This window comes from Bordetella saccharivorans, from assembly GCF_045862855.1.
Lineage (GTDB): Bacteria > Pseudomonadota > Gammaproteobacteria > Burkholderiales > Burkholderiaceae_B > Bordetella_A > Bordetella_A petrii_F.
Genome location: NZ_BAAFZO010000001.1, coordinates 1102139 through 1127909 on the forward strand (window position 1 = coordinate 1102139; position 25771 = coordinate 1127909).

Annotated in this window: 23 protein-coding genes and 1 tRNA gene; 19 read left to right on the top strand and 5 right to left on the bottom strand. The window is 64.5% G+C overall.

What is annotated here, in order from left to right:
* Positions 1-112 precede the first annotated feature (112 nt).
* From ACKTT0_RS05275 to ACKTT0_RS05285, 3 genes are read left to right on the top strand one after another with little or no spacing between them, the layout of a single operon-like run.
* A complete protein-coding gene (locus ACKTT0_RS05275; RefSeq protein ID WP_407848724.1) occupies positions 113-1378 on the top strand; it encodes a flavin-dependent oxidoreductase in 1266 nt (421 codons plus the stop codon).
* Positions 1375-1854 (top strand): DUF3237 domain-containing protein, encoded by a 480-nt coding sequence (locus tag ACKTT0_RS05280; protein WP_407848726.1) that lies wholly within the window; start codon positions 1375-1377, stop codon positions 1852-1854. Before ACKTT0_RS05275 ends, ACKTT0_RS05280 begins: the two co-directional genes overlap by 4 nt.
* A 57-nt stretch (positions 1855-1911) precedes the next feature.
* The gene (locus ACKTT0_RS05285) at positions 1912-2877 is read left to right on the top strand and encodes a Bug family tripartite tricarboxylate transporter substrate binding protein (protein WP_407848727.1); all 966 of its coding nucleotides are present in this window, start codon (positions 1912-1914) and stop codon (positions 2875-2877) included.
* A 153-nt stretch (positions 2878-3030) separates the two neighbouring features.
* Here ACKTT0_RS05285 and htpG read toward each other — a convergent pair whose 3' ends face one another.
* Positions 3031-4938 carry a molecular chaperone HtpG gene (gene htpG, locus ACKTT0_RS05290; protein WP_407848729.1) on the bottom strand — a complete coding sequence of 636 codons (1908 nt, stop codon included), beginning with the start codon at positions 4936-4938 and terminating at the stop codon, positions 3031-3033.
* 274 nt (positions 4939-5212) lie between these two features.
* Here htpG and azu point away from each other — a divergent pair, with 274 nt between their 5' ends.
* The 9 genes from azu to ACKTT0_RS05335 all read left to right on the top strand — a co-directional run bounded on the left by azu (position 5213) and on the right by ACKTT0_RS05335 (position 14780).
* The gene (azu, locus tag ACKTT0_RS05295; RefSeq protein WP_407848731.1) at positions 5213-5662 is read left to right on the top strand and encodes an azurin; all 450 of its coding nucleotides are present in this window, start codon (positions 5213-5215) and stop codon (positions 5660-5662) included.
* Positions 5663-5802: 140 nt separating this feature from the next.
* Entirely contained in the window at positions 5803-8046 is a 2244-nt protein-coding gene (locus ACKTT0_RS05300; RefSeq protein ID WP_407848733.1) for a 4Fe-4S binding protein, read from the top strand.
* A 43-nt stretch (positions 8047-8089) separates the two neighbouring features.
* Positions 8090-9997 carry a TAT-dependent nitrous-oxide reductase gene (gene nosZ / locus ACKTT0_RS05305; protein ID WP_407848735.1) on the top strand — a complete coding sequence of 636 codons (1908 nt, stop codon included), beginning with the start codon at positions 8090-8092 and terminating at the stop codon, positions 9995-9997.
* A gap of 9 nt (positions 9998-10006) precedes the next feature.
* The gene (locus tag ACKTT0_RS05310; RefSeq protein ID WP_407848736.1) at positions 10007-11302 is read left to right on the top strand and encodes a nitrous oxide reductase family maturation protein NosD; all 1296 of its coding nucleotides are present in this window, start codon (positions 10007-10009) and stop codon (positions 11300-11302) included.
* Positions 11299-12204, top strand: a complete 906-nt coding sequence (locus tag ACKTT0_RS05315) for an ABC transporter ATP-binding protein (protein ID WP_407848738.1) — start codon at positions 11299-11301, stop codon at positions 12202-12204. Before ACKTT0_RS05310 ends, ACKTT0_RS05315 begins: the two co-directional genes overlap by 4 nt.
* Positions 12201-13031, top strand: a complete 831-nt coding sequence (locus ACKTT0_RS05320; protein ID WP_407848740.1) for an ABC transporter permease — start codon at positions 12201-12203, stop codon at positions 13029-13031. The genes ACKTT0_RS05315 and ACKTT0_RS05320 overlap by 4 nt, the downstream gene beginning before the upstream one ends.
* Positions 13028-13600, top strand: coding sequence for a nitrous oxide reductase accessory protein NosL (locus ACKTT0_RS05325; RefSeq protein ID WP_407848741.1), 573 nt, complete (start codon positions 13028-13030; stop codon positions 13598-13600). Before ACKTT0_RS05320 ends, ACKTT0_RS05325 begins: the two co-directional genes overlap by 4 nt.
* Positions 13597-14643 carry an FAD:protein FMN transferase gene (locus ACKTT0_RS05330; protein ID WP_407848743.1) on the top strand — a complete coding sequence of 349 codons (1047 nt, stop codon included), beginning with the start codon at positions 13597-13599 and terminating at the stop codon, positions 14641-14643. The genes ACKTT0_RS05325 and ACKTT0_RS05330 overlap by 4 nt, the downstream gene beginning before the upstream one ends.
* Before the next feature lie 52 nt (positions 14644-14695).
* A tRNA-Leu gene (locus ACKTT0_RS05335) sits at positions 14696-14780 on the top strand.
* Positions 14781-15001: 221 nt separating this feature from the next.
* Here ACKTT0_RS05335 and ACKTT0_RS05340 read toward each other — a convergent pair.
* On the bottom strand, positions 15002-15601 hold the full coding sequence (locus ACKTT0_RS05340; protein ID WP_407848744.1) for a hypothetical protein: 600 nt from the start codon (positions 15599-15601) through the stop codon (positions 15002-15004).
* A 395-nt stretch (positions 15602-15996) separates the two neighbouring features.
* Between ACKTT0_RS05340 and ACKTT0_RS05345 the strand changes: the two genes are divergently transcribed.
* The 6 genes from ACKTT0_RS05345 to ACKTT0_RS05370 all read left to right on the top strand — a co-directional run bounded on the left by ACKTT0_RS05345 (position 15997) and on the right by ACKTT0_RS05370 (position 21634).
* A complete protein-coding gene (locus ACKTT0_RS05345; protein WP_407848746.1) occupies positions 15997-16710 on the top strand; it encodes a hypothetical protein in 714 nt (237 codons plus the stop codon).
* Positions 16711-16735: 25 nt separating this feature from the next.
* Complete coding sequence (locus tag ACKTT0_RS05350) at positions 16736-17233, top strand: type IV secretion system protein (protein WP_407848748.1); 498 nt, start codon at positions 16736-16738, stop codon at positions 17231-17233.
* Between the two features lie 657 nt (positions 17234-17890).
* A complete protein-coding gene (locus tag ACKTT0_RS05355) occupies positions 17891-18124 on the top strand; it encodes an antitoxin VbhA family protein (protein WP_407848750.1) in 234 nt (77 codons plus the stop codon).
* Between the two features lie 209 nt (positions 18125-18333).
* A complete protein-coding gene (locus ACKTT0_RS05360; RefSeq protein WP_241059161.1) occupies positions 18334-19596 on the top strand; it encodes an SIR2 family NAD-dependent protein deacylase in 1263 nt (420 codons plus the stop codon).
* Complete coding sequence (locus tag ACKTT0_RS05365; protein WP_407848752.1) at positions 19593-21422, top strand: ATP-binding protein; 1830 nt, start codon at positions 19593-19595, stop codon at positions 21420-21422. Before ACKTT0_RS05360 ends, ACKTT0_RS05365 begins: the two co-directional genes overlap by 4 nt.
* Positions 21422-21634, top strand: coding sequence for a KTSC domain-containing protein (locus tag ACKTT0_RS05370; protein WP_238920136.1), 213 nt, complete (start codon positions 21422-21424; stop codon positions 21632-21634). The genes ACKTT0_RS05365 and ACKTT0_RS05370 overlap by 1 nt, the downstream gene beginning before the upstream one ends.
* A gap of 434 nt (positions 21635-22068) precedes the next feature.
* Here ACKTT0_RS05370 and ACKTT0_RS05375 read toward each other — a convergent pair whose 3' ends face one another.
* Entirely contained in the window at positions 22069-22461 is a 393-nt protein-coding gene (locus ACKTT0_RS05375) for a Zn-ribbon domain-containing OB-fold protein (RefSeq protein WP_407848754.1), read from the bottom strand.
* 20 nt (positions 22462-22481) lie between these two features.
* Positions 22482-23663, bottom strand: a complete 1182-nt coding sequence (locus ACKTT0_RS05380) for a thiolase family protein (RefSeq protein WP_407848756.1) — start codon at positions 23661-23663, stop codon at positions 22482-22484.
* A gap of 98 nt (positions 23664-23761) precedes the next feature.
* On the opposite strand from ACKTT0_RS05380, the gene ACKTT0_RS05385 reads away from it, so the two are divergent.
* Positions 23762-24568 carry an IclR family transcriptional regulator gene (locus ACKTT0_RS05385; protein ID WP_028352879.1) on the top strand — a complete coding sequence of 269 codons (807 nt, stop codon included), beginning with the start codon at positions 23762-23764 and terminating at the stop codon, positions 24566-24568.
* A 38-nt stretch (positions 24569-24606) separates the two neighbouring features.
* Here the strand turns inward: ACKTT0_RS05385 and ACKTT0_RS05390 are convergent, their stop codons facing one another.
* Positions 24607-25752, bottom strand: coding sequence for a 2-methylaconitate cis-trans isomerase PrpF family protein (locus tag ACKTT0_RS05390; protein ID WP_407848758.1), 1146 nt, complete (start codon positions 25750-25752; stop codon positions 24607-24609).
* Positions 25753-25771 lie beyond the last annotated feature (19 nt).

The following is a 25771-nucleotide window of genomic DNA, read 5'->3' on the forward strand; positions in this document are numbered from 1 at the left end:
ACACTACCCCAGACCCGCCCGCCGCGCCACCCGCCCCGGGTTAGTCCCAGTGTGGCCGGTCCGGCGATTTTGTTATGTTGCATAACAAAATCGATAAAGCTGGAGAGGGACCATGGACATCGTGATCGCCGGCGCGGGCATTGGCGGCCTCGCCCTGGCATTGTTGCTGCACCAGCGCGGCATTAGCTGCCGCGTCTACGAAAGCGCCCAGGAACTGCGGCCGCTGGGGGTCGGCATCAACCTGCTGCCGCACGCGGTCAACGAGCTGGAGCAGCTCGGCCTGCTCGACGCGCTGGCGCGGCGCGCCATCCCGACTTCGGCGCTGCACTACTACAACAAATTCGGCCAGCCCATCTGGCGCGAGCCGCGCGGCCTGGCGGCCGGCTACCCGCTGCCGCAGTTCTCCATCCATCGCGGCGAATTCCAGATGCTGCTGGCCGATACCGTGCGCGCGCGGCTGGGCCCGGACGCCATCGTGACCGGCATGGCGCTCGAGTCGGCCGACCAGGAAGGCGGCCAGGCGCGCGCGCACCTGCGGCGCCGCGCGGACGGTACGCTCCATACGGTCACGGGCGACGCGGTGGTGGGCGCCGACGGCATCCATTCCGCCTTGCGCCGCCAGCTTCATCCCAGCGGCGACGAGCCGCGCTTCTCCGGCCGGATGCTGTGGCGCGCGGTCACCGAGGCCCCGCCATATCTGGACGGCTGCACCATGTTCATGGCCGGCCACCAGGACCAGAAGTTCGTCTGCTATCCGATTTCCGAGCCGCTGCGCCAGGCGGGCCGCTCGCTGATCAACTGGATCGCCGAACTGGCGGTCCCCGGCGCCGCGCTGCCGGCCACCGACTGGAATCGCCGCGTCGACGCGGCGGTATTCGCCGGACGCTTCGCCGACTGGCGCTGGGACTGGATCGACATCCCCGCCATCATCGACGGCGCGCAGGCCATCTACGAATTCCCCCTGGTCGACCGCGACCCGCTGCCGCGCTGGACCCGCGGCCGCCTCACCTTGCTGGGCGACGCGGCCCATCCCATGTACCCCATCGGCTCGAACGGCTCGGCGCAGGCAATCTTGGACGCGCGCTGCCTGGCCGACTGGCTGGCGCAGGCGCGCCAGGGCAAGGTGCGCGCCCTGGAAACCGCGCTGCTGGAGTACGAAGCCGAACGCTTGCCGCGCACGGCCGGCATCGTGCTGCGCAACCGGCTCAACGGCCCCGAGCAGGTCATGCAGATGGCCGAAGAACGCGCCCCGCAGGGCTTCGCCGACATTGCCGATGTAATCGACGAACAAGAGCTGCAGGCCGTAGCGTTGCGCTACAAGCAGCTAGCCGGCTTCGACCCGGCCGCGCTGCGCCGCCCCGCCGGAGAGACGCCATGACCACCGCCGCCGCGCATGCCGCGCCGCCCCCGCTCGAATACGTGGCCACGCTGCACGTCCAGGTAGGCCCGCCCCAGGAAGTCGGCGACACCCCGCAGGGACGCCGGCGCGTCATCCCGATCCTCGGCGGGCGGGTCGAAGGCCCGCTGCTCAATGGCGCCATCCTGCCGGGCGGCGCCGACTTCCAGTCGATCCGGTCGGCCACCTACACCGACATCCACGCGCGCTACGTCATCGAGACGCCCACCGGCCAGCGGGTCTATGTCGAGAACACCGGCATCCGCACCGGCAGCGCCGACGACATCGCGCGGCTGGCGCGCGGCGAACCGGTCGACCCCACCCGCATCTATTTCCGCAGCTACCCGCGCTTCGAAACCGCGGCGCCCGAGCTGGCCTGGCTGCACGACTGCCTGTTCATCGGTACCGGCGCCCGCTATTCGGACCGCGTGGAACTGCGCTTCTACCGCATCGGCTGAGCCCGCACATCGACAAACGCCGGCCATGCACCGGCGGCCATCCCAAGGAGACGACCCATGCCTACGCTTTCCCGCCGCCTGTTCACCGCGGCCCTATTGTGCCTGCCGCTGGCCGCCGTGGCGCAATACCCCGACGCGCCTATCCGCCTGAACGTCGGCTTCCCACCCGGCACCGGCCCCGACATCGTCGCGCGCACCCTGTCGCAACAACTGGGCGCACGGCTCGGGCAAAGCGTGGTGGTCGAAAATCGCGCCGGCGCGGGCGGCCAGATCGCCGCCCAGGCGGTCGCGCGCAGCCCGGCCGACGGCTACACCCTGCTGCTGGGCGAAGTCGGCTCCATCAGCATCTCGCCCGCCACGTACAGCAACCTCAACTACGACCCGGCGCGCGACTTTGCGCCGGTCTCCGAAGTCGTGCGCGCCGACTTCGTCCTGGTGGTGCCGGCCAGCTCACCGCACCGGGACCTGGCGGCGTTCATCGCCGCCGGCAAGAACGCCGGCGACCGCGTGAACTTCGGCACGTTCGGCGCCGGCACGCCGGGCCATTTCGGCGCCGAGCTGTTCGCGCGGGAGGCCGGCATGAAGATCGAGCCAGTACACTATCGATCCACCGGCGACGCGGTCTCGGCCTTGATATCGGGCGGCGTGCAGGCCGCCTTCGTCACCACGGCGATGGCCGCGCCGCAGGTCAAGGGCGGCAAGATGCGCGCGCTGGCCATCACCGGCGCGCAGCCGTCCTCCGCGCTGCCCGGCGTGCCCACCTTCGCGCAGGCCGGCTATGGCAAGGTCGATTTCGGCGCCTGGTTCGCCCTGTTCGCCCCGGCCGGCACGCCGGCAGCGGTGCTGGACCGCCTGCAAACCGAAAGCGCCGCCGCATTGCAAGTACCAGAAGCCCGACGCATCCTGGGCGATGCCGGCTTCACCATCGTCGGCTCCGACCGCCAGGCCCTGCAGGCCTTGCTGGCATCCGAAGCCCGCCGCTGGTCGGACATCGTCAAGGCTACCGGCTTCAAGGCCAACTGACGAATCGACGCCGCGTCCTGCATCAACTCAGCGACGGCAAGTGTCGTTCCAGGTGTCAGACACCCCTGGGATGTCTGGCACCTCCAGCGGCGACATCCATACCCAGGTCTGCAGGTGTCAGGCACCTTCGGTGTCTGACACCCATTGCCCACCTCAAGCCTTCAGCAACAAGGCATTCATGCGCTTGACGAAGGCGGCCGGGTCGGCGATCTGCGCGCCTTCGGCCAGCAGCGCCTGGTCCAGCAGCAGCCGGGCCCACTCGCCGAACTCGTCGTCGCCGGCGTCGCGCACCCGGGCGATCAGCGCGTGCTCCGGGTTGATCTCCAGCACCGGCTTCACATTGGGCGCGTCCTGGCCGGCGGCCTTCAGCATGCGCAGCAGGTGGGGGCTCAGCTCGTTCTGGCCCACCACCACGCAGGCCGGCGAATCGACCAGCCGCAGCGTCACCCGCACTTCCTTGACCTGCTCTTCCAGCGCCTTCTGCAGGCGCTCGACCAGCGGCTTGAAGGTCTCGGCCACTTCGGCCTGGCGCTTCTTCTCGTCCTCGTCGGCCAGCTCGGCCAGGTCCAGGCCGCCCTTGGCCACCGACACCAGCGGCTTGCCGTCGAATTCACGCAGGTAGGACAGCATCCATTCGTCGACGCGGTCCGACAGCAGCAGCACTTCGATGCCCTTCTTGCGGAAGATCTCCAGGTGCGGGCTATTGCTGGCCGCCGTGAAGCTGTCGGCCGTCACGTAGTAGATCTTGTCCTGGCCTTCCTTCATGCGCGACACGTAGTCGGCGAACGACACGGTCTGGGCCGCCTCGTTGGCATGGGTCGAGGCAAAGCGCATCAGCTTGGCGATGCGTTCAAGATTGCCGGCATCCTCGCCCGTGCCTTCCTTCAGCACCTGGCCGAATTCCGTCCAGAAGGCGGCGTAATCCTCCGGCTTGTTCTCGGCCAGGTCCTCCAGCAGCGACAGCACGCGCTTGGCCGAGCCCTCGCGGATGGCGCGCACGTCGCGGCTTTCCTGCAGGATCTCGCGCGACACGTTCAGCGGCAGGTCGGCCGAATCGATCACTCCGCGCACGAAGCGCAGGTACGACGGCAGCAGCTGCTCGGCGTCGTCCATGATGAACACGCGCTTGACGTACAGCTTCACGCCGCGCCGCCCTTCGCGGTCCCACAGGTCGAACGGCGCGTGCTTGGGCACGTACAGCAGCTGCGTATATTCGCTGCGCCCCTCGACCCGGTTGTGGGTCCAGGCCAGCGGGTCGTCGTAGTCGTGCGACACCGTCTTGTAGAACTCGCGGTACTGCTCGTCGGTCACGTCGTTCTTGCTGCGCGTCCACAGCGCATTGGCCTGGTTGACCGTCTCCAGTTCGTCCTTCTTGACCTGCTCGCCCTTGTCGCTGTCCCACTCTTCCTTGGCCATGCGGATCGGCAGCGAAATATGGTCGGAATAGCGGCGCAGGATCTCGCGCAGTTTCCAGCCATTGAGCAGTTCGTCCTGGTCTTCGCGCAGGTGCAGCGTCACATCGGTGCCGCGCGTGTCTTTCTCGGCCGCGGCGATGCTGAATTCGCCCTGGCCGTCCGACTCCCAGCGGATCGCCTCGCCGGCGGCGGCGCCGGCCCGGCGGCTCAGCACCGTGACCTTGTCGGCCACGATGAACGACGAATAAAAACCCACCCCGAACTGGCCGATCAGCTGCGCGTCTTTCTGCTTGTCGCCGGTCAGCTGCGCGAAGAACTCGCGCGTGCCCGAACGGGCAATGGTGCCCAGGTTGGCCACGGCCTCGTCGCGCGACAGCCCGATGCCGTTGTCGGAAATGGTGATGGTGCGCGCGGCCTTGTCGTAGTCAACGCGGATGGCGAGCTCGCCGTCGCCTTCCAGCAGCGCCGGGTCGTCGATGGCCTGGAAGCGCAGCTTGTCGCAGGCGTCGGAGGCGTTCGAGACCAGTTCGCGCAGGAAGATTTCCTTATTGCTGTACAGCGAATGGATCATCAGGTGCAGCAACTGCTTCACCTCGGCCTGGAACCCCAGGGTTTCAGGCGTGGCGGACGTGGCGGTTTGGCTCATGATTCGAACGATATGATCAAAAATTGAACAAAATAACGGCCCGAGGCCGCGAATTCGGCCGGCCGGGTCCGGAAACCGCAAGTTATATGGGCGACCCCGGGGAATTTCAAGTCGCGGGCCGAGCAGCCCGGCTGGGCACTTAACATAGTGCCGTTGGTGTGTCATTGTGTGGAGTCAAAGCCGCCGCAAGCGGGCCTGGATAAACTTTTGGTTTTGGCGACACTCGCACCGGCGCGTGCCGGCACTTCCCGTCGCCGTGTTACTGGAGATCCCCATGCTGGTCAAAGCCACCCTTGCCGTCCTGCTGTCCGCCGCCAGCCTGCCCGTGCTGGCAGCGCAGTGCGAAACCACCGTCGAAAGCAACGATGCCATGCAGTTCAACACCAAGGAAATCGTCGTCGACCAAAGCTGCAAGGAATTCACCGTCCACCTCAAGCACGTCGGCAAGATGGCCAAGGCCGCCATGGGCCACAACTGGGTCCTCACCAAGGAAGCCGACATGCAGGCCGTCGCCACCGACGGCATGACCGCCGGCCTCGACGAAGACTACGTCAAGCCCGACGACACCCGCGTCATCGCCCACACCAAGCTCATCGGCGGCGGCGAATCCGACTCCGTCACCTTCGACACCTCCAAGCTCGCTGCCGGCGACAAATACGCCTTCTTCTGCTCCTTCCCCGGCCACTGGGCCATCATGAAAGGCGCGCTGAAGTTCGGCGGCTGATCCGCCTCGCTTCCATCGACGGGCGCCCCACGGGGCGCCCGTTTCGTTTCATACGTCCCCGACCCGGTTGACCTAGCGCAACGCGCGCCCCGGCGCGCCTGCGTAGCATGGCGTGCAACAACATTTCAAAGAGTAATCGCATGCCAGGGCCCGCAGTACCGGCGAAATTCTCAGGGCTATTTCGCGTCGTCGCCTTCCTCCTCCTGGCCTGTACCGCCGTCCTCATCAGCACCGCGCACGCCCAGCGGCTGCCGCATTTCCTGGCCGCCTTCCCGCCCGGCGAACTCTACCCCGGCGCCGACCGCCTCGGCCCGCCCGAAGGCCAGCCGCTCGCCGCCCGCGCCTACGCCGGCGACCGCCCCCTGGGCCATGTCTACCTGACCACCGACGTGGTCAACACCCGCGGCTATTCCAGCAAGCCCATCGACGTCGTGGTGGCCCTGGCCGACAACGGCCGCATCGAAGGCGCCCGGCTGGTCGAACACCACGAACCCATCGTGCTGATCGGCATCCCCCAATCCCGGGTCGAGGCCTTCATCGACGGCTACGTGGGCCTCAATTTCATCGAATCCCCGCCCCGCCACGGCGCGCCGCCGCCGGTTGACATCATCAGCGGGGCCACCGTCACGCTGATGGTCATCGGCGACAGCATCACCCGTTCCGCCATCGCGGTGGCGCGCAGCCGCGGCATCGGCGCGCCCGCCGCCGCCCCTGCCAGCGCCCCCGCCGCCCCGGCGCGGGTAGTGGACGACACCCTCGGCCCGGTCCAGCCGTGGCAGGCCCTGCTCGACAACGGCGCGGTGCAGCGCCTGCGCCTGTCGGTGGCCGACGTCAACCAGGCGTTCGAGCGCACCGGCCGTCACGACGCCGCCGTCAAGCCGGAAGCCACCGACCCCGCCGCCACCTTCATCGACCTCTACGCGGCGCTGGTCAGCGTGCCCACCATCGGCCGCAGCCTGCTGGGCGACGCCACCTGGCAGCACCTGTCCGCCCGTCTGGCGCCGGGCCAGCAGGCCGTCCTGGTGGCGGGCAGCGGCGCCTACTCGTTCAAGGGCTCGGGCTACGTGCGCGGCGGCATCTTCGACCGCATCGAGATCATCCAGGGCGAAAGCAGCTTCCGCTTCCGCGACCGCGACCACCAGCGCCTGGCCGACGTCGCCGCCCCCGGCGCTCCCTCGTTCCCCGAGGTCGCCCTGTTCGTCGTCCCGCCAGACGCCACGCTGGACCCGGTCGCCCCCTGGCGGCTGCAACTCATGGTGCAGCGCGTGCTCAGCGTCACGGACAAGGCCTTCGTCACCTTCGACCTGCCGTACGAGCTGCCACAAGCCTACACTCGTCCGGCCCCCGGCGCGGCGCCGGCCGCCGCGGTTGCCGCGCGGCCCGCCGCGGCCGAACCCGCCTTCGACGACACCGCGCCCGCGCTCTGGAAGCAGATCTGGCACGCCAAGCGCGGGCAGGTCGTCATCCTGGCCGTCGGGCTGGCCGTGCTGGTGGGTATCTTCTTCTTCCAGGACCAGCTCACCCGCCGCCCCCTGCTGCACGACCGCGTGCGGCTGGCCTTCCTGGCCTTCGCGCTTTTCTGGATCGGCTGGTACGCCCAGGCCCAGCTGTCGGTGGTCAACGTGCTGACCTTCACCACCGCGCTGCGCACCGAATTCCGCTGGGACGACTTCCTCATGGACCCGCTGGTGTTCATCCTGTGGTGCGCCACCGCCATCTCCATGGTCTTCTGGAACCGCGGCGCGTTCTGCGGCTGGCTGTGCCCCTTCGGCGCCCTGCAGGAACTGACCAACCGCCTGGCCAGGCGCCTCGGCATCAAGCAGGTCACCGTGCGCCACGGCGTCAACCAGCGCCTGTCCACCCTCAAGTACGTCATCTTCCTGGTGCTGTTCGGCTACTCCCTGTACGACCTGGCCCTGGCCGAGAAGCTCGCCGAAGTCGAACCCTTCAAGACGGCCATCATCCTGCGCTTCATGCGCGACTGGCCCTTCGTCGTGTTCGCGGTGGCGCTGGTGGTCGCCGGGCTGTTCATCGAACGCTTCTTCTGCCGCTACCTCTGCCCGCTCGGCGCGGCGCTGGCCATCCCCGCGCGCCTGCGCATCTTCAACTGGCTGCGCCGCTACCACGAATGCGGCAACCCCTGCCAGCGCTGCAACCAGGAATGCCCGGTGCAGGCCATCGACCCCACCGGCGCCATCAACCCCAACGAATGCATCCAGTGCCTGCATTGCCAGATGCTCTACCACCACGACGGCAAATGCCCGCCCCTGATCCAGAAGAAAGCCAAACGCGAACGCCGCCGCGCGCCGCCACAGGAAGCCGTGCTGCACCACGTGCCGCGCGCCAAGGCCGACACGCCGGCATCGCCGTCCGCCAATTTCTGACCCCACACCACGGCCCCACGCCATTACATCCAAGGAGTTAGCCATGTCCGATCAGAAAACCGACCGCACCGGACTCAGCCGCCGGGGCTTCCTGGGCACCGCCGCATTGTCGGGTGCCGCAGGCCTCGTCGGCGGTGCGCACCTATCCGGCGCCTACGCCAAAGACGGCAAGCCGAATGGCCAGTCCGGCCATGTGGCCCCGGGCGAGCTCGACGAATACTATGCCTTCAACTCCGGCGGCCAGTCGGGCGAAGTCCGCATCCTGGGCCTGCCTTCCATGCGCGAGCTGATGCGCATCCCGGTCTTCAACCACTGCAGCGCCACGGGTTGGGGCGTCACCAACGAAAGCCGCAAGGTCCTCACCGAGGGCCTGACGGAAGAAACCCGCGCCTACCTGAAGGACAAGGGCGGCGTCTACCTGAACGGCGACGCGCACCATCCGCACATGTCGTTCACCGACGGCACCTACGACGGGCGCTACATCTTCATCAACGACAAGGCCAACAACCGCGTCGCGCGCATCCGCTGCGACGTCATGAAAACCGACAAGGTCACCGAGATCCCCAACGCCTCGGGCATCCACGGCCTGCGCCCGCAGCGCTACCCGCGCACCGGCTACGTGTTCGCCAACGGCGAGCACATCGTGCCGCTGCCCAACGACGGCACCGTCACCGACGACCCCAAGAAGAACTTCTTCGCCATCTACACCGGGATCGACGGCGACACCATGAAGATCGCCTGGCAGGTCATGGTCGACGGCAACCTCGACAACGGCGACGCCGACTACCAGGGCAAGTATTCCTTCGCCACCTGCTACAACTCCGAAAAAGGCGTCACCGTCGAAGAAGCCTCGGCCAATGAACAGGACTGGGTCGTGGTCTTCAACATCAAGCGCATCGAGGAAGGCGTCAAGGCGGGCGACTTCAAGACGCTGAACGGCGTGCCGGTGCTCGACGGCCGGGCCGGCTCCAAGTACACCCGCTACATCCCCGTGCCCAACTCGCCGCACGGCTGCAACGCCGCGCCCGACGGCATCCACGTGGTGCTCAACGGCAAGCTCTCGCCCACCGTCACCGTCATCGACGTACGCAAGCTGGACGACCTGTTCGACGACAAGATCAAGCCGCGCGACTGCGTGGTGGCCGAACCCCAGCTCGGCCTGGGCCCGCTGCACACCGCCTTCGACGGCCGCGGCAACGCCTACACCACGCTGTTCATCGACAGCCAGATGGTCAAGTGGAACCTCGACAAGGCCCGCCGCGCCTATGCCGGCGAGAAGGTCGACCCCATCATCCAGAAGCTCGACGTGCACTACCAGCCCGGCCACAACCACAGCACCATGGGCGAAACGCGCGAAGCCGACGGCAAATGGCTGGTGTCGCTCAACAAGTTCTCCAAGGACCGCTTCCTGAACGTCGGCCCGCTCAAGCCGGAAAACGACCAGCTCATCGACATCTCGGGCGACGAAATGAAGCTGGTGCACGACGGCCCCAGCTTCGCCGAGCCGCACGACATGCTGCTGGTGCACCGGTCCAAGGTGCATCCGCTCAATGTCTGGAAGCGCGACGACCCCATGTGGGAAGACGCCCGCCAGCTGGCCAAGAAGGACGGCGTGGTGCTCGAGGACGCCGCCAAGGTGGTGCGCGACGGCAACAAGGTGCGGGTCTACATGATCGCCGTGGCGCCGATGTTCAGCGTCAAGCGCTTCGAGGTCAACCAGGGCGACGAGGTCACCGTGGTGGTCACCAACATGGAAGTCATCGAAGACCTGACCCACGGCTTCACGCTCGAAGGCCACGGCATCGCCATGGAAATCGGCCCGCAGGCCACGTCCTCGGTCACCTTCAAGGCCGACCGGCCGGGCGTCTTCTGGTACTACTGCCAGTGGTTCTGCCACGCGCTGCACATGGAAATGTCCGGCCAGATGGTCGTCCTGCCCAAGAAGTCGTAGCGGGTACGCATGGGCCATGCCTGTCTCCCGCCGTTGCGCGGCGTGGTCCCGGCCGGCGTGCTGCTGGCCGGGCTGGCCCTGGCCGGCGGCGCCGCGGCGGCCGTCGTCGCGCTGCCGGCCGGCGCCGACCTGCAGCAGGCCATCGCCGCCGCCGCGCCCGGCGACGTGCTGCGCCTGGCGCCGGGCGAATACCCCGGCAACCTCGTCATCGACAAACCGCTCACGCTCGAAGGCCCGGCCGACCGCTCGGCCGTCATCCTCGGCGAGCGCGCCGGCCGCACCATCTGGGTGCACGCCGAGCGCGTCACGCTGCGCCAGCTCACCATCCGCCAATCCGGCCTGAGCCTGCCCGCCATGGACGCGGGCGTGTTCCTGGACCGCACCGCCCACCATGCCGTGGTCGAGCACAACGACATCCTCGACAACCTCATGGGCGTCTACGTATGGGGCCCGAACGAAGCGCTGGTGCGCGCCAACCGCATCGTCGGCAACACCGAACTGCGCGTGGCCGAGCGCGGCAACGGCGTATCGCTGTGGAACAGCCCCGGCAGCCGGGTGCTGGACAACGACATATCCGCCGGGCGCGACGGCATCTTCTCCAATACCAGCCGCAACAACATCTTCCGCGGCAACCATTTCCACCAGCTGCGCTACGCAGTCCACTACATGTACACCAACGACAGCGAAGTCAGCGACAACTTCTCTGAAGACAACGACATCGGCTACGCCATCATGTATTCCCATCGCCTGGTGGTGCGCGGCAACACCGCCGTGCGCAGCCGCGACCAGGGCCTGATGTTCAACTATGCCAACGGCGCGGTCATCACCGGCAACGCGGTACGCGGCGCGCCGAAATGCGCGTTCCTGTACAACGCCAACAACAACCGGTTCGACGCCAACCACTTCCAGGACTGCGACATCGGCATCCATTTCACCGCCGGCTCCGACGGCAACGAAATTTCCGGCAATGCCTTCATCAACAACAAGAACCAGGTCAAGTACGTGGGCACGCGCGTCATCGAATGGTCGCGCCACGGCCGCGGCAACTACTGGAGCGACAACACCGCCTTCGACCTGGACGGCGACGGCATCGCCGACACCGCCTACCGTCCCAACGACGTGGTCGACCAGATCCTCTGGCGCGCCCCGGCCGCGCGCATCCTGCTCAACAGCCCCGCCGTTTCCATCGTGCGCTGGGCGCAGTCGCAATTCCCGGCGCTGCTGCCGGGCGGCGTCATCGACAGCGCCCCGCTGATGCAGCCGCCCGCCCTGCCCGCCGCCGGCGCCATGAGGGCCGCCCGATGAACGCCGTGCAAATCGCGCTGGAAGGCGCCAGCAAGCACTACGGCGCCCATCGCGCGCTCGACCGCGTCGACCTGCAACTCAACGCCGGCGAGTGCGTGGCGCTGGCCGGCCACAACGGCGCGGGCAAGAGCACGCTGATCAAGCTGGTGCTGGGCCTGATCCGGCCCACCCACGGCCGCGTGCGCCTGCTGGGCCACGACGCCGCCAGCCGGCCGGCCGCCCGGCTGCGGCACGACATCGGCTACCTGCCCGAAACCGTCGCCCTGCACCCCGCCATGACCGGCGCCGAAACCCTGGACTTCTACGCGCGCCTGAAGCGCCAGCCGCTGGCGCGCAACGCGGCGCTGCTCGACAAGGTCGGCATCGCCGACGCCGCGCGCCGGCGCGTCGGCGGCTATTCCAAGGGCATGCGGCAGCGGCTGGCGCTGGCCCAGGCCTTGCTGGGCCAGCCCCGCATTCTGCTGCTGGACGAACCCACCACCGGGCTGGACCCGGCCTCGCGCCTGATGTTCTACGACATCGTGTGCGAACTGCGCGACCAGGGCGCCGCCGTGCTGGTCAGCACCCACGCGCTGGCCGAGATCGCCGACCACGTCGACCGGGTCGTCGTCATGAAGAGCGGCCACAAGATCGCCGACGGCAGCCTGTCGCAGCTGCGCCGCGCCATCGACGTGCCGGTGCGCATCGGCATCACCCTGGCGGTCGACGCCGCGGCCGGCGCGCTGCCGCCGCCATGGCGCCAGACCGGCCCCGCCAGCTTCGAACGGACCTGCGCCGAGCACGACAAGGTCGAGGCCATCCGTGCGCTCGGCGCCATCGACCTGCCCATCGCCGACCTCCACGTGCACATCCCCAGCCTGGACGAGGTCTACGCCCACCTGCTCGAACGGAACCCCGTATGAACGCCGTATTCACCATCGTCGGCAAGGAAATCCGCGACGGCCTGCGCAACCGCTGGGTGCTCGCCACCGCGCTGCTGCTGGCCGCGCTGGCCCTGTCGCTGGGCTTCCTGGGCAGCTCGCCCACCGGCGCGGTCAAGGTCGACCCGCTTACCGTCACCGTGGTCAGCCTGTCCAGCCTGTCGATCTTCCTGGTGCCGCTCATTGCCATGCTGCTGGCCTACGACGCCATCGTCGGCGAAGCCGACCGCGGCACCCTGGCCCTGCTGCTCAGCTACCCCGTGTCGCGCTGGCAGGTCATCGTCGGCAAATTCGTCGGGCACCTGGCCATCCTGGCGCTGGCCACCACCGCCGGCTACGGCTTTGCCGGCCTGGCCCTGCAGCTTGCCCATGGCGGCGCCGATGCCGCCGCCTGGCGCCCCTTCGCCTTCCTGATCGCCGCCAGCGTGCTGCTGGGCGCCAGCTTCCTGGCCATGGGCTACCTGGTCAGCACCCTGGTGCGCGAGCGCGCCACCGCCGCCGGCATCGCCATCGGCGTATGGCTGTTCTTCGTGGTCATCTACGACATGGCCCTGCTCGGCCTGCTGGCCGCCGACCAGGGCCGCACCGTCACCGCCGACCTGCTCAACGTGCTGCTGCTGCTCAACCCCTCCGACGTCTACCGCCTGATGAACTTGACCGGCTTCGAGAACATCTCCATGTACGCCGGCATGGCCGGCGTCAGCGGCCAGGCCAGCCTGGGCACCGCCACCCTGGCCATCGCGCAACTGCTGTGGATCGCCATCCCGTTCCTGCTGGCCGCCATCGCCTTCCAGAGAAAATCCCTATGAGCGCGCCGCGCAACCTGCTCGCCCGCCTCCGGCCGGCCGCCTGCGCCGTCCTGCTGGCCCTGCTGGCCGCGTGCGGCGGCGACGACCGGCAAGCCGCCTCGGCCCCGCCGCCGGCGGCCATCACCGTGGACGCCGTCGGCCACTACTGCGGCATGGCCCTCAATGAACACGTCGGCCCCAAAGGCCAGATCTTCCTCGACGGCCGCGACACCCCGGTGTGGTTCTCGACCGTGAAACAGGTCTTCGCCTACACCGTGCTGCCCGAGGAACCCAAGACCATCCGCGCCATCTACGTCAACGACATGGCCGGCGCCGAACGCGGCGTCGCGCCCGACCCCGCCGCCTGGATCGACGCGCGCCGCGCCTACTACGTCATCGAAGGCGGCTACATCGGCGGCATGGGCGCCGAAGACGCCCTGCCCTTCGGCCGGCGCGACCAAGCCGAGGCCTTCGCCCAGGCCCATGGCGGGCGCGTCGTCGCTTTCCACGACATGCCCGAAAGCTACATCTTCTCTTACGACGCGCCGCCGCCCGCGCCGGCCCCTGACTCGTCCGGATCCACGCCATGAACCCACCCGTCCGCGCCCGCCGCCGCTTCCTCGGCATCACCGCCGCCGTCTCCGCCTGGGCCCTGGTCCCCGCCAGCCTGCGCCCGGCCCGCGCCGCCAGCGCCACGCCCACCGCGCAATGGCGCGGCGTCGCGCTCGGCGCCGACGCTGAACTGCGGCTCTACCACCCCGACCCGCGCGCCGCCCGGCGCCTGCTCGACCAGGCCCTGGCCGAAGTCCAGCGCCTGGAAAAGCTCTTCAGCCTGTATCGCCCAGACAGCGCGCTGGTCGCCCTGAACCGCCAGGGCCATCTGGACCAGCCGCCCGCCGACCTGCTGCGCCTCTTGAGCGAAAGCGCGCACTACAGCCACCTGACCGACGGCGCCTTCGACCCCAGCGTGCAAGCCCTATGGCAAGCCTATGCCGACCACTTCGCGCGCGCGGGCGCCGCCCCGGACGGCCCCGACGCCGCCACCCTGCAAGCCGCGCTGGCCCGCGTCGACCACCGCGCCATCCAGGCCGGCCCCGCGCGCATCGCCTTGCTGCGTCCCGGCATGGCCCTGACCCTGAACGGCATCGCCCAGGGCTACATCACCGACCGCGTCACCGAACTGCTGCGCGCCGGCGGCCTGGACCGCGCCCTGGTGGACCTGGGCGAAATCCGCGGCCTGGACCGGTCCGCCCCCGGCCAGGCCGCCCCATGGCGCGTCGGCCTGGCCCAGCCCCAGGACGCCGAGCGCATCCACACCACCGTGGAAATCCGCAACCAGGCCGTGGCCACCTCGGGCGGCTACGGCACCCCGCTGGACCCGGCCGGCCGCCACAGCCACCTGTTCGACCCCCGCACCGGCCGCGCCCAGCCGCGCTACCGCAGCGTCTCGGTGGCCGCCCCCAGCGCCACCACCGCCGACGCCCTGTCCACCGCGTTCTCGCACATGCCGCTGGACGCCACGGCGCCATTGGTGCGCCAGATGGGGCTGCGGGCCTGGTTCGTGCTGGCCGACGGCAGCGTCACCGCGCAAGGCGAGGACACCCCGAGCGCGAAGTCCAAAGACCGCATATAATCGCGAGTTCCTCTCCACGCCAACCTGTTTGTCAAGGTTGCGCGCCCCCCGTGCCCGGGTGGTGAAATTGGTAGACGCAGGGGACTCAAAATCCCCCGCCGCAAGGCGTGCCGGTTCGATTCCGGCCCCGGGCACCAGAATTTGAAAAGCCGCTACTGCAATGCAGAGCGGCTTTTTGTTTAGGGCCCTAGGCTCTACCCCATGGCTCTACCCCATAAACGGAGGATGGGCAGCATCAGACCCGGTTAATCACACCGTTCCTACCGCACTGAGCCAAGACTCTCATCCGGTAATTCTCAAAATTTCTGAACTCAAACGCATGGCGCGAGAGCAGTTTCGGTACAGTGGCGAGGATGGCCTAATCACGACGAGACGCCAAGGGATCCACTGAGCGGATTTTTTTTGTATTGCTGTCGTAAGCAACCAGAACAGTTGAGCCCACTCTATGCGGGGCTTCAATCGACGATAGATCGTCACCATCTAGACTGCTTACATGTAGACCCTCTGCAAAATCAAGGAATGCGTCAATGGCAGCTCTATACTCGACTTCATCGATAGGGCGGGGAATGAGAAGCTTAATTCGCTCCCCGTCGAGTCCTTCGACAACTACGGAAAAAAATAATGAGTAAGGCTGGTATTTGTTTACCTTCCCCCCAGTAGCTATGAGGGTAACCTCGGGAGATTCTGGGCCGGCCACGCGCTTGTAGAGTTTCTTGAGACCCGCTTTCACCAGCTCGTAATGATCCTTTCCCATCTCGGTCAGAAAGGACTCGAAGTACGGTTTGGCCAAGTACGCGAGGATTACAGTTGGCATGAGCCATTCAACCCCAGCCATGGGAGCAGACGGTCGCGCAACCACTTGAAGATCCAGATTGTCAGCACGTACTGTGTCAATAAAATCTTGGAAGTACTCCGCAGGGACTGAGTCGACATGGAGAAAGACGATATGGGGGGGCATGATGAGTATCCTCAGAGCTGCTGTTCAAAATTCGGCATAACATTTCCTGCGTTTAGCGACGCTTCGAACGTAGCTTGGCAACCTTGCTCGAACTACAACACATAATCCAAATCAACTTCGCGGTAACCGCTGCCCCACGATTAACACCAGGCCACTTAATCCCGCGCCCGACCCTGTACGGAACGAGCTGTCGCTTGAGGAGATAGTAAGCGTACGGTGAACATACAGGGAATCACATCCGCAGCGAGCATTCTGCCCGCCATTTCGAGAAGGCTCAGATAATGAACAGTAAGCCGCTACATCTATTTTCCCTCGGCACATGGTAATACCTTAAACACTTCGCGCGGCGTATCGAATCAAACCAGCGAGCGGAATAAGGAACTAGGAGCATAACAATGGCGTCTCAATTTGAACCTGGCTTAGGGAACGCACTGCTAAGCCAACTTGGCTCATGGTTTTACGCTATCGACTGGGCGGCTACAGGCGCCATGATAGGTGGACTATCTACGCTAGTAGTCGCATTCCTGACCTTTACATTGGTTAGGGAAAATAAACTGCTTCGCAAGGCTGGAAACTCACCGCGAGTTGTCGCTCATTTCGAGTTCCACCCTGATGGAAATGGTGGATTAAATTTAGCGCTCTCTAATGTTGGTACTGGTCCAGCATTCGATGTGTCATTTTCATTCGAAAAAGATGACAGAGATTTCAAAAACTACAGTATTGTCGTCAACTACGCTCAGGAACGCCCTCCCATGACTATGGTAGAACAAGGGGGAAAGGTTAGCTTTCTGTTCGCGGTCGGTTACCAACTTTTTAAACCTAACGATCCCAGTATCAGCAAGCGACTCAAGCCTTTCGTGGTCAAAGTTAATTGGCGCGCCGCGGACACTACGCCCTTCTCAGCGACGTACCAGCTAGATGTGGCTGCGTACTCGGGGCTACCGGGTTTGATGAACAAACCTCCTCTGCTGAAGATCGTAGATGAGTTGGCATCGATCAAGAAGCAACTTGCGTCACGCTCGAGCATCTGCACACCTCTTCTTGATGCCACAAAGCTCGAACAGGAAATGAGAAACGTTGTGAAAGGTGCGCGCAAGGAGGGTGAATAATGTCTTTTCTGTCGGGAACCTAACCATGCTGATGTTCCCCGTCACCGCGAAATGGTTTGATAGCTGGTTTGGCCAAGTGATGACCTACATCATGCAAATCGCCTTGGTGACAACGGTTCTCGGCATGGGCATGAAGTTTTTCAGTGCGCTTACGGCCAAAGTATTGGCCGTCACCACTGACCATCCTATTGCCACAATGCTTGAAATCCTGATCGTCACGGGCGTCACCCTGTTCTTGCTGCAACGCGCATATGAGGCAGCATCGCACCTGGCCGGAGGCGTGTCCTCGGCGGGTATCACGCTTAGGCAAGTCAGCCAGGCCGCCGCATCCCCCGTAACTCAGGTTCTCAACCGTCAAACAACTCGCCGCGACATGCAAAGCGGCATGATGGTCACGGGGGGCCGGCTCAATCATCTCGCAGCAGGCAACGCAATGTGGAACCCAGCGTACCGGCAACACGTCTTGCAGAACATGGGCGAAAACTGGGGTCCGGCTACAGGCGGCTCCGTCAAAGGCGAATAGCCTGCCATCTGCCCCTGCATTGGCCTCGCTTTTGGCGAGGCCTTTTCATTTCTAGCGGCAAATCTCCGCGCTTCGCTTGGGCAACCTCTTCGGTTGCATCCCGCGTCCGATCTTGCCGGACTGGCTGCGAGGGCAGGCCCGGCGGCTTCGCCTTGTTCCTACCCCTTGCCGCAGGCTGCATGGCCTCCAGATGGGTCAAGGGTAAAGGCTACGCCCGGTATCCTCACCCGTTCCCTACGCTCCGCTTCGGGCTGCGGCCTCCGGTCCCGCCCTTGACGCCTCTTCCGGCCAAACGGCGTCAGTAGCGGTGCTGTCAAGAGCGGATGACGGGTCAAGGGGTTGGTGCGGCCCGCAGCCCACAGGGCGAGGACACGGCCCCTTGACGCGGCAGGAGCGCCCCACGCTATGCCCGGGGGCAGGAGTTCCGGGCCAAAGGCCCGCAACCCCTGGTCCCGAGGCTCCCGCCGGCGAGGGTGGAGAGTCCAGAGAGGCAACGCCTCTTTGGAACTACGGTGCAGGCTAGTACGCGGCCAATACAGGCGATCCATAGCAAGTAAAACAAGACAATTTCAGCGCACCACTCTGGAGGTTGCGTGTACCTAAACCAAAATACTCGTACCTCTTGTAAAATCGAGTTACCTACAGCAAGGGGACACCATGGCTGGCGAAGATAAATGCGGGTTACAGCCCCACAAAACCATATCAGATGCCGAACGCGGTCGACGCCAATCGGCTGTTAACTACGCGCGGGCCTCCGTCGGTCTAGAAGGTTTCTCGCTCAGTGAAGCAGATGAGGCCCACGCCCAGCGTTTCATAGATGGTCAGATCAGCCTGCAAGAGTTTGTGCAGCCGCGCGCTGATGCGTTAACGCTCCCAAAGTCTTCGTCATGACGAAGGAATTTAGGATTTGGGGACTAGTGCAGGATAGGCTGTCGCCGGGTCTTGTATTACATCCGCAGCTGTTCCACGAAAATGGCTCACTAGTGGCGCCGGACAGTTTTCACCCTAACGGTAGGTCCTCAACGGTCGGTGGACTTAACGCGCTAGCCACCCACCTCACTCAAGAACCGAATTGCTAATAAACACAGAGGGAGATCCGCTTGAACACTCTTCACAATCCTGATCGGTTCATGTCGGACCTTCGACAGATTCTGTCTCAAGGGCGAAAGCGCATCGGTTTTCTAGTTGGCGCTGGAGCACCAATGTCGATTCGAGTGGACGGGGCTGGCAAGTTGGTCTCCGATGGGGGACGCTCACTAATGCCTGGTGTTGAAGCATTGACGGCCCAAGCAATCGAAGCACTGAGCGGACAGCAAAAAGTTGCTGCTGAAGCGATTCGTGCGGAACTGGGGCCGGTGGCGAACATTGAGTCGATCCTCACCCGTATCCGACTTCTGCAACAAGCACTTGGCCCTGCACAGGTTCATGGACTTAACTCCGAAGGCTACAAGGCGCTGGGAGCGGAAGTGTGCAAGAAGATAGGCGAAGTAGTCGGAGCCCCGTTGCCCCAGGAGCGAAACCCATACACTGAGCTCGTCTCTTGGGTCAGTGGGACGCTTCGGACGCATGCCGTCGAGATCTTCACAACTAACTACGACCTCTTGTTCGAAGAGGCTTTCGAACGATCCAGGGCTTCCTATTTCGATGGGTTCACCGGGGGGCACCTACCCTTCTTTGATCCCGTTAGTGTTGCCGGCGACGATCTCCCCCCACGGTGGTCGCGACTCTGGAAGTTGCATGGTTCTTTGGGCTGGGCTTTGGAAGGCGATTCAGTCGTACGCGGACGAGGGCGGGCAGCCTCCCAACTCGTTTATCCGGACCACTTGAAGTACGAGTTGACCCAGAAGCAACCTTATTCCGCCTTATTCGAACGCCTGCGCCAGTTTCTTCTCACGCCGGACAGTATCCTGCTCACCACTGGGTTCTCATTCCGTGACGCACATATTTGCGCCGTACTGGACGAAGCACTTGCTATGAACGCGAATGCTTCAGTGATGGCTTTCCAGTACATGCCACTAGCGTCAGAGGAGCCCGCGTGCAAGTTGGCCTACGAACGTCCCAACCTTTCGGTGTATGCGTCCGACGGCGCTGTAATTGGAGGCGTCAAGGGCATGTGGCGCCCTGGAGATCCCCCCAAGAACTGGGAAGACATCCGAGCGACCTTTTGGGGGCCAAGGTGGCCTGGAGAACAAAGCCGCTTTCTGCTTGGTGACTTTGCTTTTCTCACCCGTTTCTGCGCGCTGGCCCAGGCAACTGACATGAGCACCCAAGCAACACCTGAGATCGCTGCCACAGCGTTGAACGAAGGCGCTGCATCGGCCGTTGCGGTCGCCGTAGTGAATGCCGGGGAGACGACAGCGTGAGCGCTAAAGATCCAACCTTCCTAGGACTGGTCACATCCATTTCCGGCCCAACGGTCACCGTGTCGCTTGCTGAATCCCTAGCATCAGGCATTGCCATAATTGAAGGACACATGTACCGCGTTGCTCAGGTCGGAAGTTTCGTAAGAATTCCCCAGGGATACCAAGACCTGTTTGGGATCGTGAGTGAAGTAGGAGCGTCGGCTGATTTGACCACGGGCAGCGGGGGCCGTTGGATGAGAGTGGAACTTGCCGGAGAGGCTCTCGGGCGCAGTTTCGAGCGCGGGCTCAGTCAGTTGCCATCTATCAACGACGCCGTGCACATCGTTACTGAAACGGACCTCAAACGCATATACGGAAGTGAAGGCAGTAATCAGATAAAAATAGGAACTCTTTCCAGTTCCGACAGCATTGCCGTCAAGCTCTCGCTGGATGCGCTGGTCACTAGGCATTCTGCTGTTCTCGGCTCAACTGGCTCGGGCAAATCGACAACCATAGCGAGCTTATTGCGTTCCATCGTCAGGCCAGATCAAGAAAGCGGAGCACCAGCATCTCGAATCCTCCTCCTGGACCTGCACGGCGAATATACCCATGCGCTGGCGGACTTCTCCCGCGTGTACAGTGCCACACCTCAGCCGGGCGAACGACCGCTGTTCGTGCCCTACTGGGCACTTCAAGCAAAAGACCTTTTAGAGTTCATTGCTGGAAGTTTGACCGAGAATCAAGAAATCGCATTCTCGGACAAGATCCAGGACATGAAGGCTGCGGTACTGGCGGCTGCCGACTTTCCGGGATTGAGCCCTGAGTCACTTACGGTCGATAGTCCGATACCCTTCAGTCTTAAGCAATGCTGGTACGACCTCATCGACTTTGAGACGCGGACGTTCAACGGACCACAGCGGGATCAACCTGCCCTCGAACGGGCGGGTGACGCGGCGACTCTGATACCCCCACGATATACGCCTGCGGCAATGGGTGCGGCGGGGCCGTTTCTGAATCAGCAGGCAAAGGGCATTCGTCGGCAGTTGAATCTTATGCGATCACGATTGCTAGACCATAGATTTGACTTCATCTTGCATCCTGGCCCGTGGGAACCGGCACTGGACGGAACCGTTCAGTCAGACCTAGACAGGCTCTTGGAAGACTGGTTGGGACACGAACACCCTGTCACCATTCTGGACCTATCGGGCGTGCCGAGCTCAGTGTTGACAACTCTTGTCGGTTCCATATTGCGAATCGTTTACGAGGCGCTCTATTGGAGCCGCGAAAAAACCGAAGGGGGGATTCACCGTCCGCTCCTGGTCGTCATGGAAGAAGCTCATCGCTACCTATCCGGCACCAAGGCTGACAACCCGGCTGCCGACATAGTGAAAAGAATCGCCAAAGAAGGACGAAAGTACGGCATCGGCGCGATGGTAGTCTCCCAACGCCCTGCCGAAGTCGATGAAACAATCCTGTCGCAATGCGGCACGATCTTTGCCTTGCGACTGACTAATCCCGAGGACCGTGCCCGTGTGAAAGGGGCCCTTCCCGATAATTTGGGCGGCCTAGTGGATTTACTACCTGTCCTCAGAACAGGAGAAGCAATCGTGGCAGGAGAAGGGGCCAGCTTGCCAGTGAGATGCCGAGTTACGCTGCCCAATCCTGAACAGCGCCCCAAGAGTTCTGATCCAAAGGTGTCCGAGGCCTGGGGAGTTAAACGAATCGCAGAGGGATACGATCGGGTTGTGGTTTCTTGGCGAGCACAGAGAACGTTCGCCGTGACCCGCAACCTTGACATCGTCCGACGCCCAGTCGAAGACATACCACAACCACAGGGAGGGGAATAATGGATCGAGATCCTGTAGCATCATCCACCATCATTGCCATCGGCTACGACGAGCCATCGCAGACATTGGAAGTGGAATTTAAGACGGGCGCCGTTTACCAGTACTACAACGTAACGCAAGCGCTTTTTGAGCAACTGATGCAAGCGGGGTCAAAGGGGCAGTTTTTGGCCTATCAGATCAAAAATGCCTACCCATACTCCCGCGTCGGATAGGCGCGCCCTTCGACCATGACGGGCATGGTACTGTACCGAAGTTTCGGTACAGTACCGGTACGCTCCTTAGTTTCTGCCCACTCATGTTAACTGCGCTAAGCTACTGAACTGAAATTACTTTCTCTCATTTCAACCTGCGCCAACGTTCGCTCGGTTTCTCTATACAGATACTGTAAATCACCGACTCAAAATCCCCCACCGCAAGACGTACCAGTTCGAGGCTGGCGACCAAACGCCAATCGATTTTCGTTCCTGGCCACCCAGCGCAAAAATACGCCCGAATCACCGGCCCGCAGCAATAAAAAAAGTCGCCACAACGCGAACCAGACACGTGCCACTCGGAACGCCCCCTCGACGCCGTCTTACCCCTAACCAGAATCGGCACCCAAACACCGCATTACCCGCCAAGCCCCGCCCCCCCAGCAGCTACCACCTCACTCCAACACAAACTTCGGCACCCGATACCCATCAGGATGCTCCACATACCGCATCGCAACCCCCCTATCCAGCTTCAACCCAGGCAGGCTGTCATGATCCATATACCCGATCATGATGGGCCCTTCTTCTAGCGCGACGGCCACGACCAGGTGTGGGGCGGGATAGGCCGGCAAGTATTGGCGGTGGAAAACCGTCCAGGACAGGATTTTTCCCTTGCCCGATATCGGCGCCCATTCCACGTCGAAGCTGAGCGATTCGGGGCAGGCGGGCCCGGGCGGGTAGTAGAAGGTGCCGGTCTGGCGGCACCGCTGGAGTTTCATCTGGCCCTCTTCGATGCTTTGCCACATGGGCACGTCGTAGGGCGAATAATGGCGTGGTGTCTTGCTCATGATGAAGTCCGTTCCCCGGGTCATTGTCCGTAGATGATCGACATGGCTTTGCCCGCCACGTCGGATACGTACTGCACGTGGCGGCAGCCGGGTACCTGCCGCTCGCCCTGCCCGCCGCGCAATTGGCGCACGGCTTCGAGCTGGTGGTTCCAGCCTTGCATGTAGGACTCGGACAAATGCCCGCCGTGTGTATTGACGGGCAGGCGGCCGCCGACGCCGATGCCGTTTTCGGCGATGAAGCGTGCGCCTTCGCCCTGGCCGCAGAAGCCGAAGCCTTCCAGCGCGAAGAAAATGTGCGGGCTGAAGCTGTCGTAGACCAGCAGCGCGTCCACGTCCTTGGGGCCGATGCCGGCGGCGGCATATACCTGTTCCGCCGCGCGCAGTTGCGCCGGGCGGTAGAAGTCGATCAGGCGCGGGCCCAGGCTGGTGGCGTGGCGGTTGAGGTCGGACCTGCCCAGGCCTTTGATGTACACCGGGTTGCGGCAGGTTTTGCGGGCGCGCTCGGCTTCCATGATGATCAGCGCGACGCCGCCGTCATTGATCAGGCAGTAGTCGTTCAGGCGCAGCGGCTCGGCGATGTAGTTGGCCGCCAGGTAGTCGTCGATCGACAACGGTTTGCGCATGATCGCTTGCGGGTTCAGGCTGGCCCACTGGCGCTGGCCGACGGCGACCTGGCCGAGGTCGGCGTCGGTGACGCCCCATAGTTCCTTGTAGCGCTGGAACATCAGGGCGTAGAGCGCGCCCTGCGATGTCAGCCCCCAGGGGCTGTGATAGACGTACGACAGGAAGGCGCCGCCGCCCATGGCTTCGGGGCCGCCGTATTGCACGGCGGCGGAGCGCTGGTCGTTGCCGTAGACCAGCGCCACCACTTCGGCCATGCCGGAATGGATGGCCATCACAGCCTGGAATACGGCCTGCACCGCGTCGGCCTGGCCGCCCCAGCGCGGGTCGATGTTGAGGATTTCGCCCATGCGCTCGTAGGCTGTGGTGGGGCCGACGATCAGGCCGTCGACTTCGGAACGGTGGATGCCGGCGTCTTCGAGCGCGCGGCTGAAGGCCAGCGCCCCGTAGCCGTAGGAGTCGAACGGTTTTTCGCCGTTGCGCACGCGGCGGTAGTCTTCGGCCCAATCGGTGTGGCCGATTCCCGTTACGGCGGAGATCCCCGCCGTGCGCCGGTAGCGCTCTCCTGTAGATCCGCTCACTTCAAGCTCCCTCATAGTGGACTCATTTTCCTGGTATGCGGTATTTTAGTGGGCGGAAACCGCTAGAATAGCCATCAAACGACCACATTGTGATATTCATGGCTACACCCGATACCCGCAAGGACAGGACCGGAACCCAGGCGATCCAGCGCTGTGCCGCGTTGCTGCGGCTGATCACCACGTTCAATCGCAATGGCATGCGCCTGGTGGATCTCTATTCGAATGCCGGGCTGACCCGGCCGACGGCGCACCGGCTGTTGCAGGCCTTGGTCGCCGAGGGGTTTGTGCGGCAGGACGACCGCAGCAAGCGCTATTTCCTGGGGTCGCTCACGTACGAGATGGGCGTGGCCGCCGCGGCGCCGTATACGTACGATCTGCGCGATACCTGTGTCCCGTATCTTCGGCAGGTGGCGGATGCGACTGGCGATACGGTCTTCCTGACGGTGCGGTCCGGCCTGGATGGCGTGTGTATCGCCCGCGCCGAAGGCGCGTTCCCGATCAAGGTGTTCGTGCTGGATGTGGGCAGGCGGCGTCCGTTGAATATCGGCGGCGGGGCCACTGCGATCCTGTCGGCGCTGCCGGACGACGAGATCCGGCGCATCTGCCTGGCGAACAAGGAACGGACCGAGCGCGACTATCCGCGCTACGACTGGGACGAGCTGCAGCGCCGCATTACCCGCGCCCGTGAGCAGGGCTACCTGGAGAACGAGGTGCTGGAAGTGGAGTCGGTGCGCTCGATCGCCGTCCCGATTCTCGACCCGCATGGGCGCCCCTTGGGCGCGGTCAGTATTTCCGCGCTCAGCAGCCGCCTGCGGGGCCAGGCGCTGGCCGACAAGGTGGGCGAGCTGCAGCGGGCGGTGCGGGCGATCGAGGCCAAGCTGCGCGAGCATGTCGCCGAGGACTAGCGCAGCAACCTGGCCGCGTGCCGGCGCGTGCCGTGGCGCTAGCAAGCGGGGCGCATGAACACTTCCCCCCGCGCGATGATCCGGGCGGTGCGCTGTATGGCCGCTTGTTCGATTGTCGTCCCGGCGTCGGTGCGCACGCTGGCGCGCACCATGATGCGGCCGGCGGGGTGGCCGATGCGTATCGGGTCCGCCGCCGCGCCGCCGGGGCGCAGGAAGCGGGCCGCGACGGAACCGGGGATCCGGCAGGCCATGCCGATGGTCGCGGTGACGGTGGCGGCCAGCGCCTTGCTGGTGGCGCCGGTGGAGTATTGGCGGCAAAGCAGGTCGATGGAGTCCGTCTGGATGGTGTCGCGGCCGTTCAAGGCCAGGTAGGACCGCGGCGACTGCACGGCGACCAGCATGGGGTTGGAAGGCGCGGCGCGGCTTTGCCAGTATTCGCCCATGCCCAGGCGGTGCGCCACCTCGCCGCGGATGGCCTGTATTCTGGCCACCAGGGGCGCGTGGCCGTCGATCTCGCGGGGCGATTCGCTGCCCTGCATGCCCAGGTCTTCGGCCGCGACCAGTACCACGAGGTTGGCGCCGTCGATCACGCTCACGTGGGTCGGGCCCAGCCCGGCCACGTCCAGCCGGGTGCGGGCCTCGCCCAGCGGCAGCAGGGCCCCCGTCAGCGAGCCCGTGGCTTCCCTGAAATCGAGTTCGATCGGCGCACCGGCGCCGGGCACGCCGTCGATCGCCAGGTCCCCCGTGTAGACCACCCGGCCGTGGCTGACGGGCACGCGCGCGTGGATGATGCGGCCGGTGTTCAGGTTGTTGATGCGTACCGTCGTGTGGCCGTCCGTGATCGGCACGTAGCCCTGTTCGATCGCGTGGGTGGCCACGGCCGCCGACAGGTTGCCGCAGTTGAGTTTGAAATCGACTTCGGCATGGTTGATGCCGACCTGGGCGAACAGATAGTCGACGTCGGCGTCGGGGCTTGAGGATGGGCCCAGAATGGCGGCCTTGCTGGTCAGTTTGTCGCCGCCGCCCAGCCCGTCGATCTGGCGCGGGTCGGGGCTGCCGAACACGTTGAGCAGGAAGGCAGCCAGTTCGTCGCGATCCGCCGGCACGACGGCGCGGTCGAAGAATACGCCTTTGCTGGTGCCGCCGCGCCACAGATGAAAGGGAATGCCGGATTGTGCGTGCATGATGGTCGCCCCTGGAGGT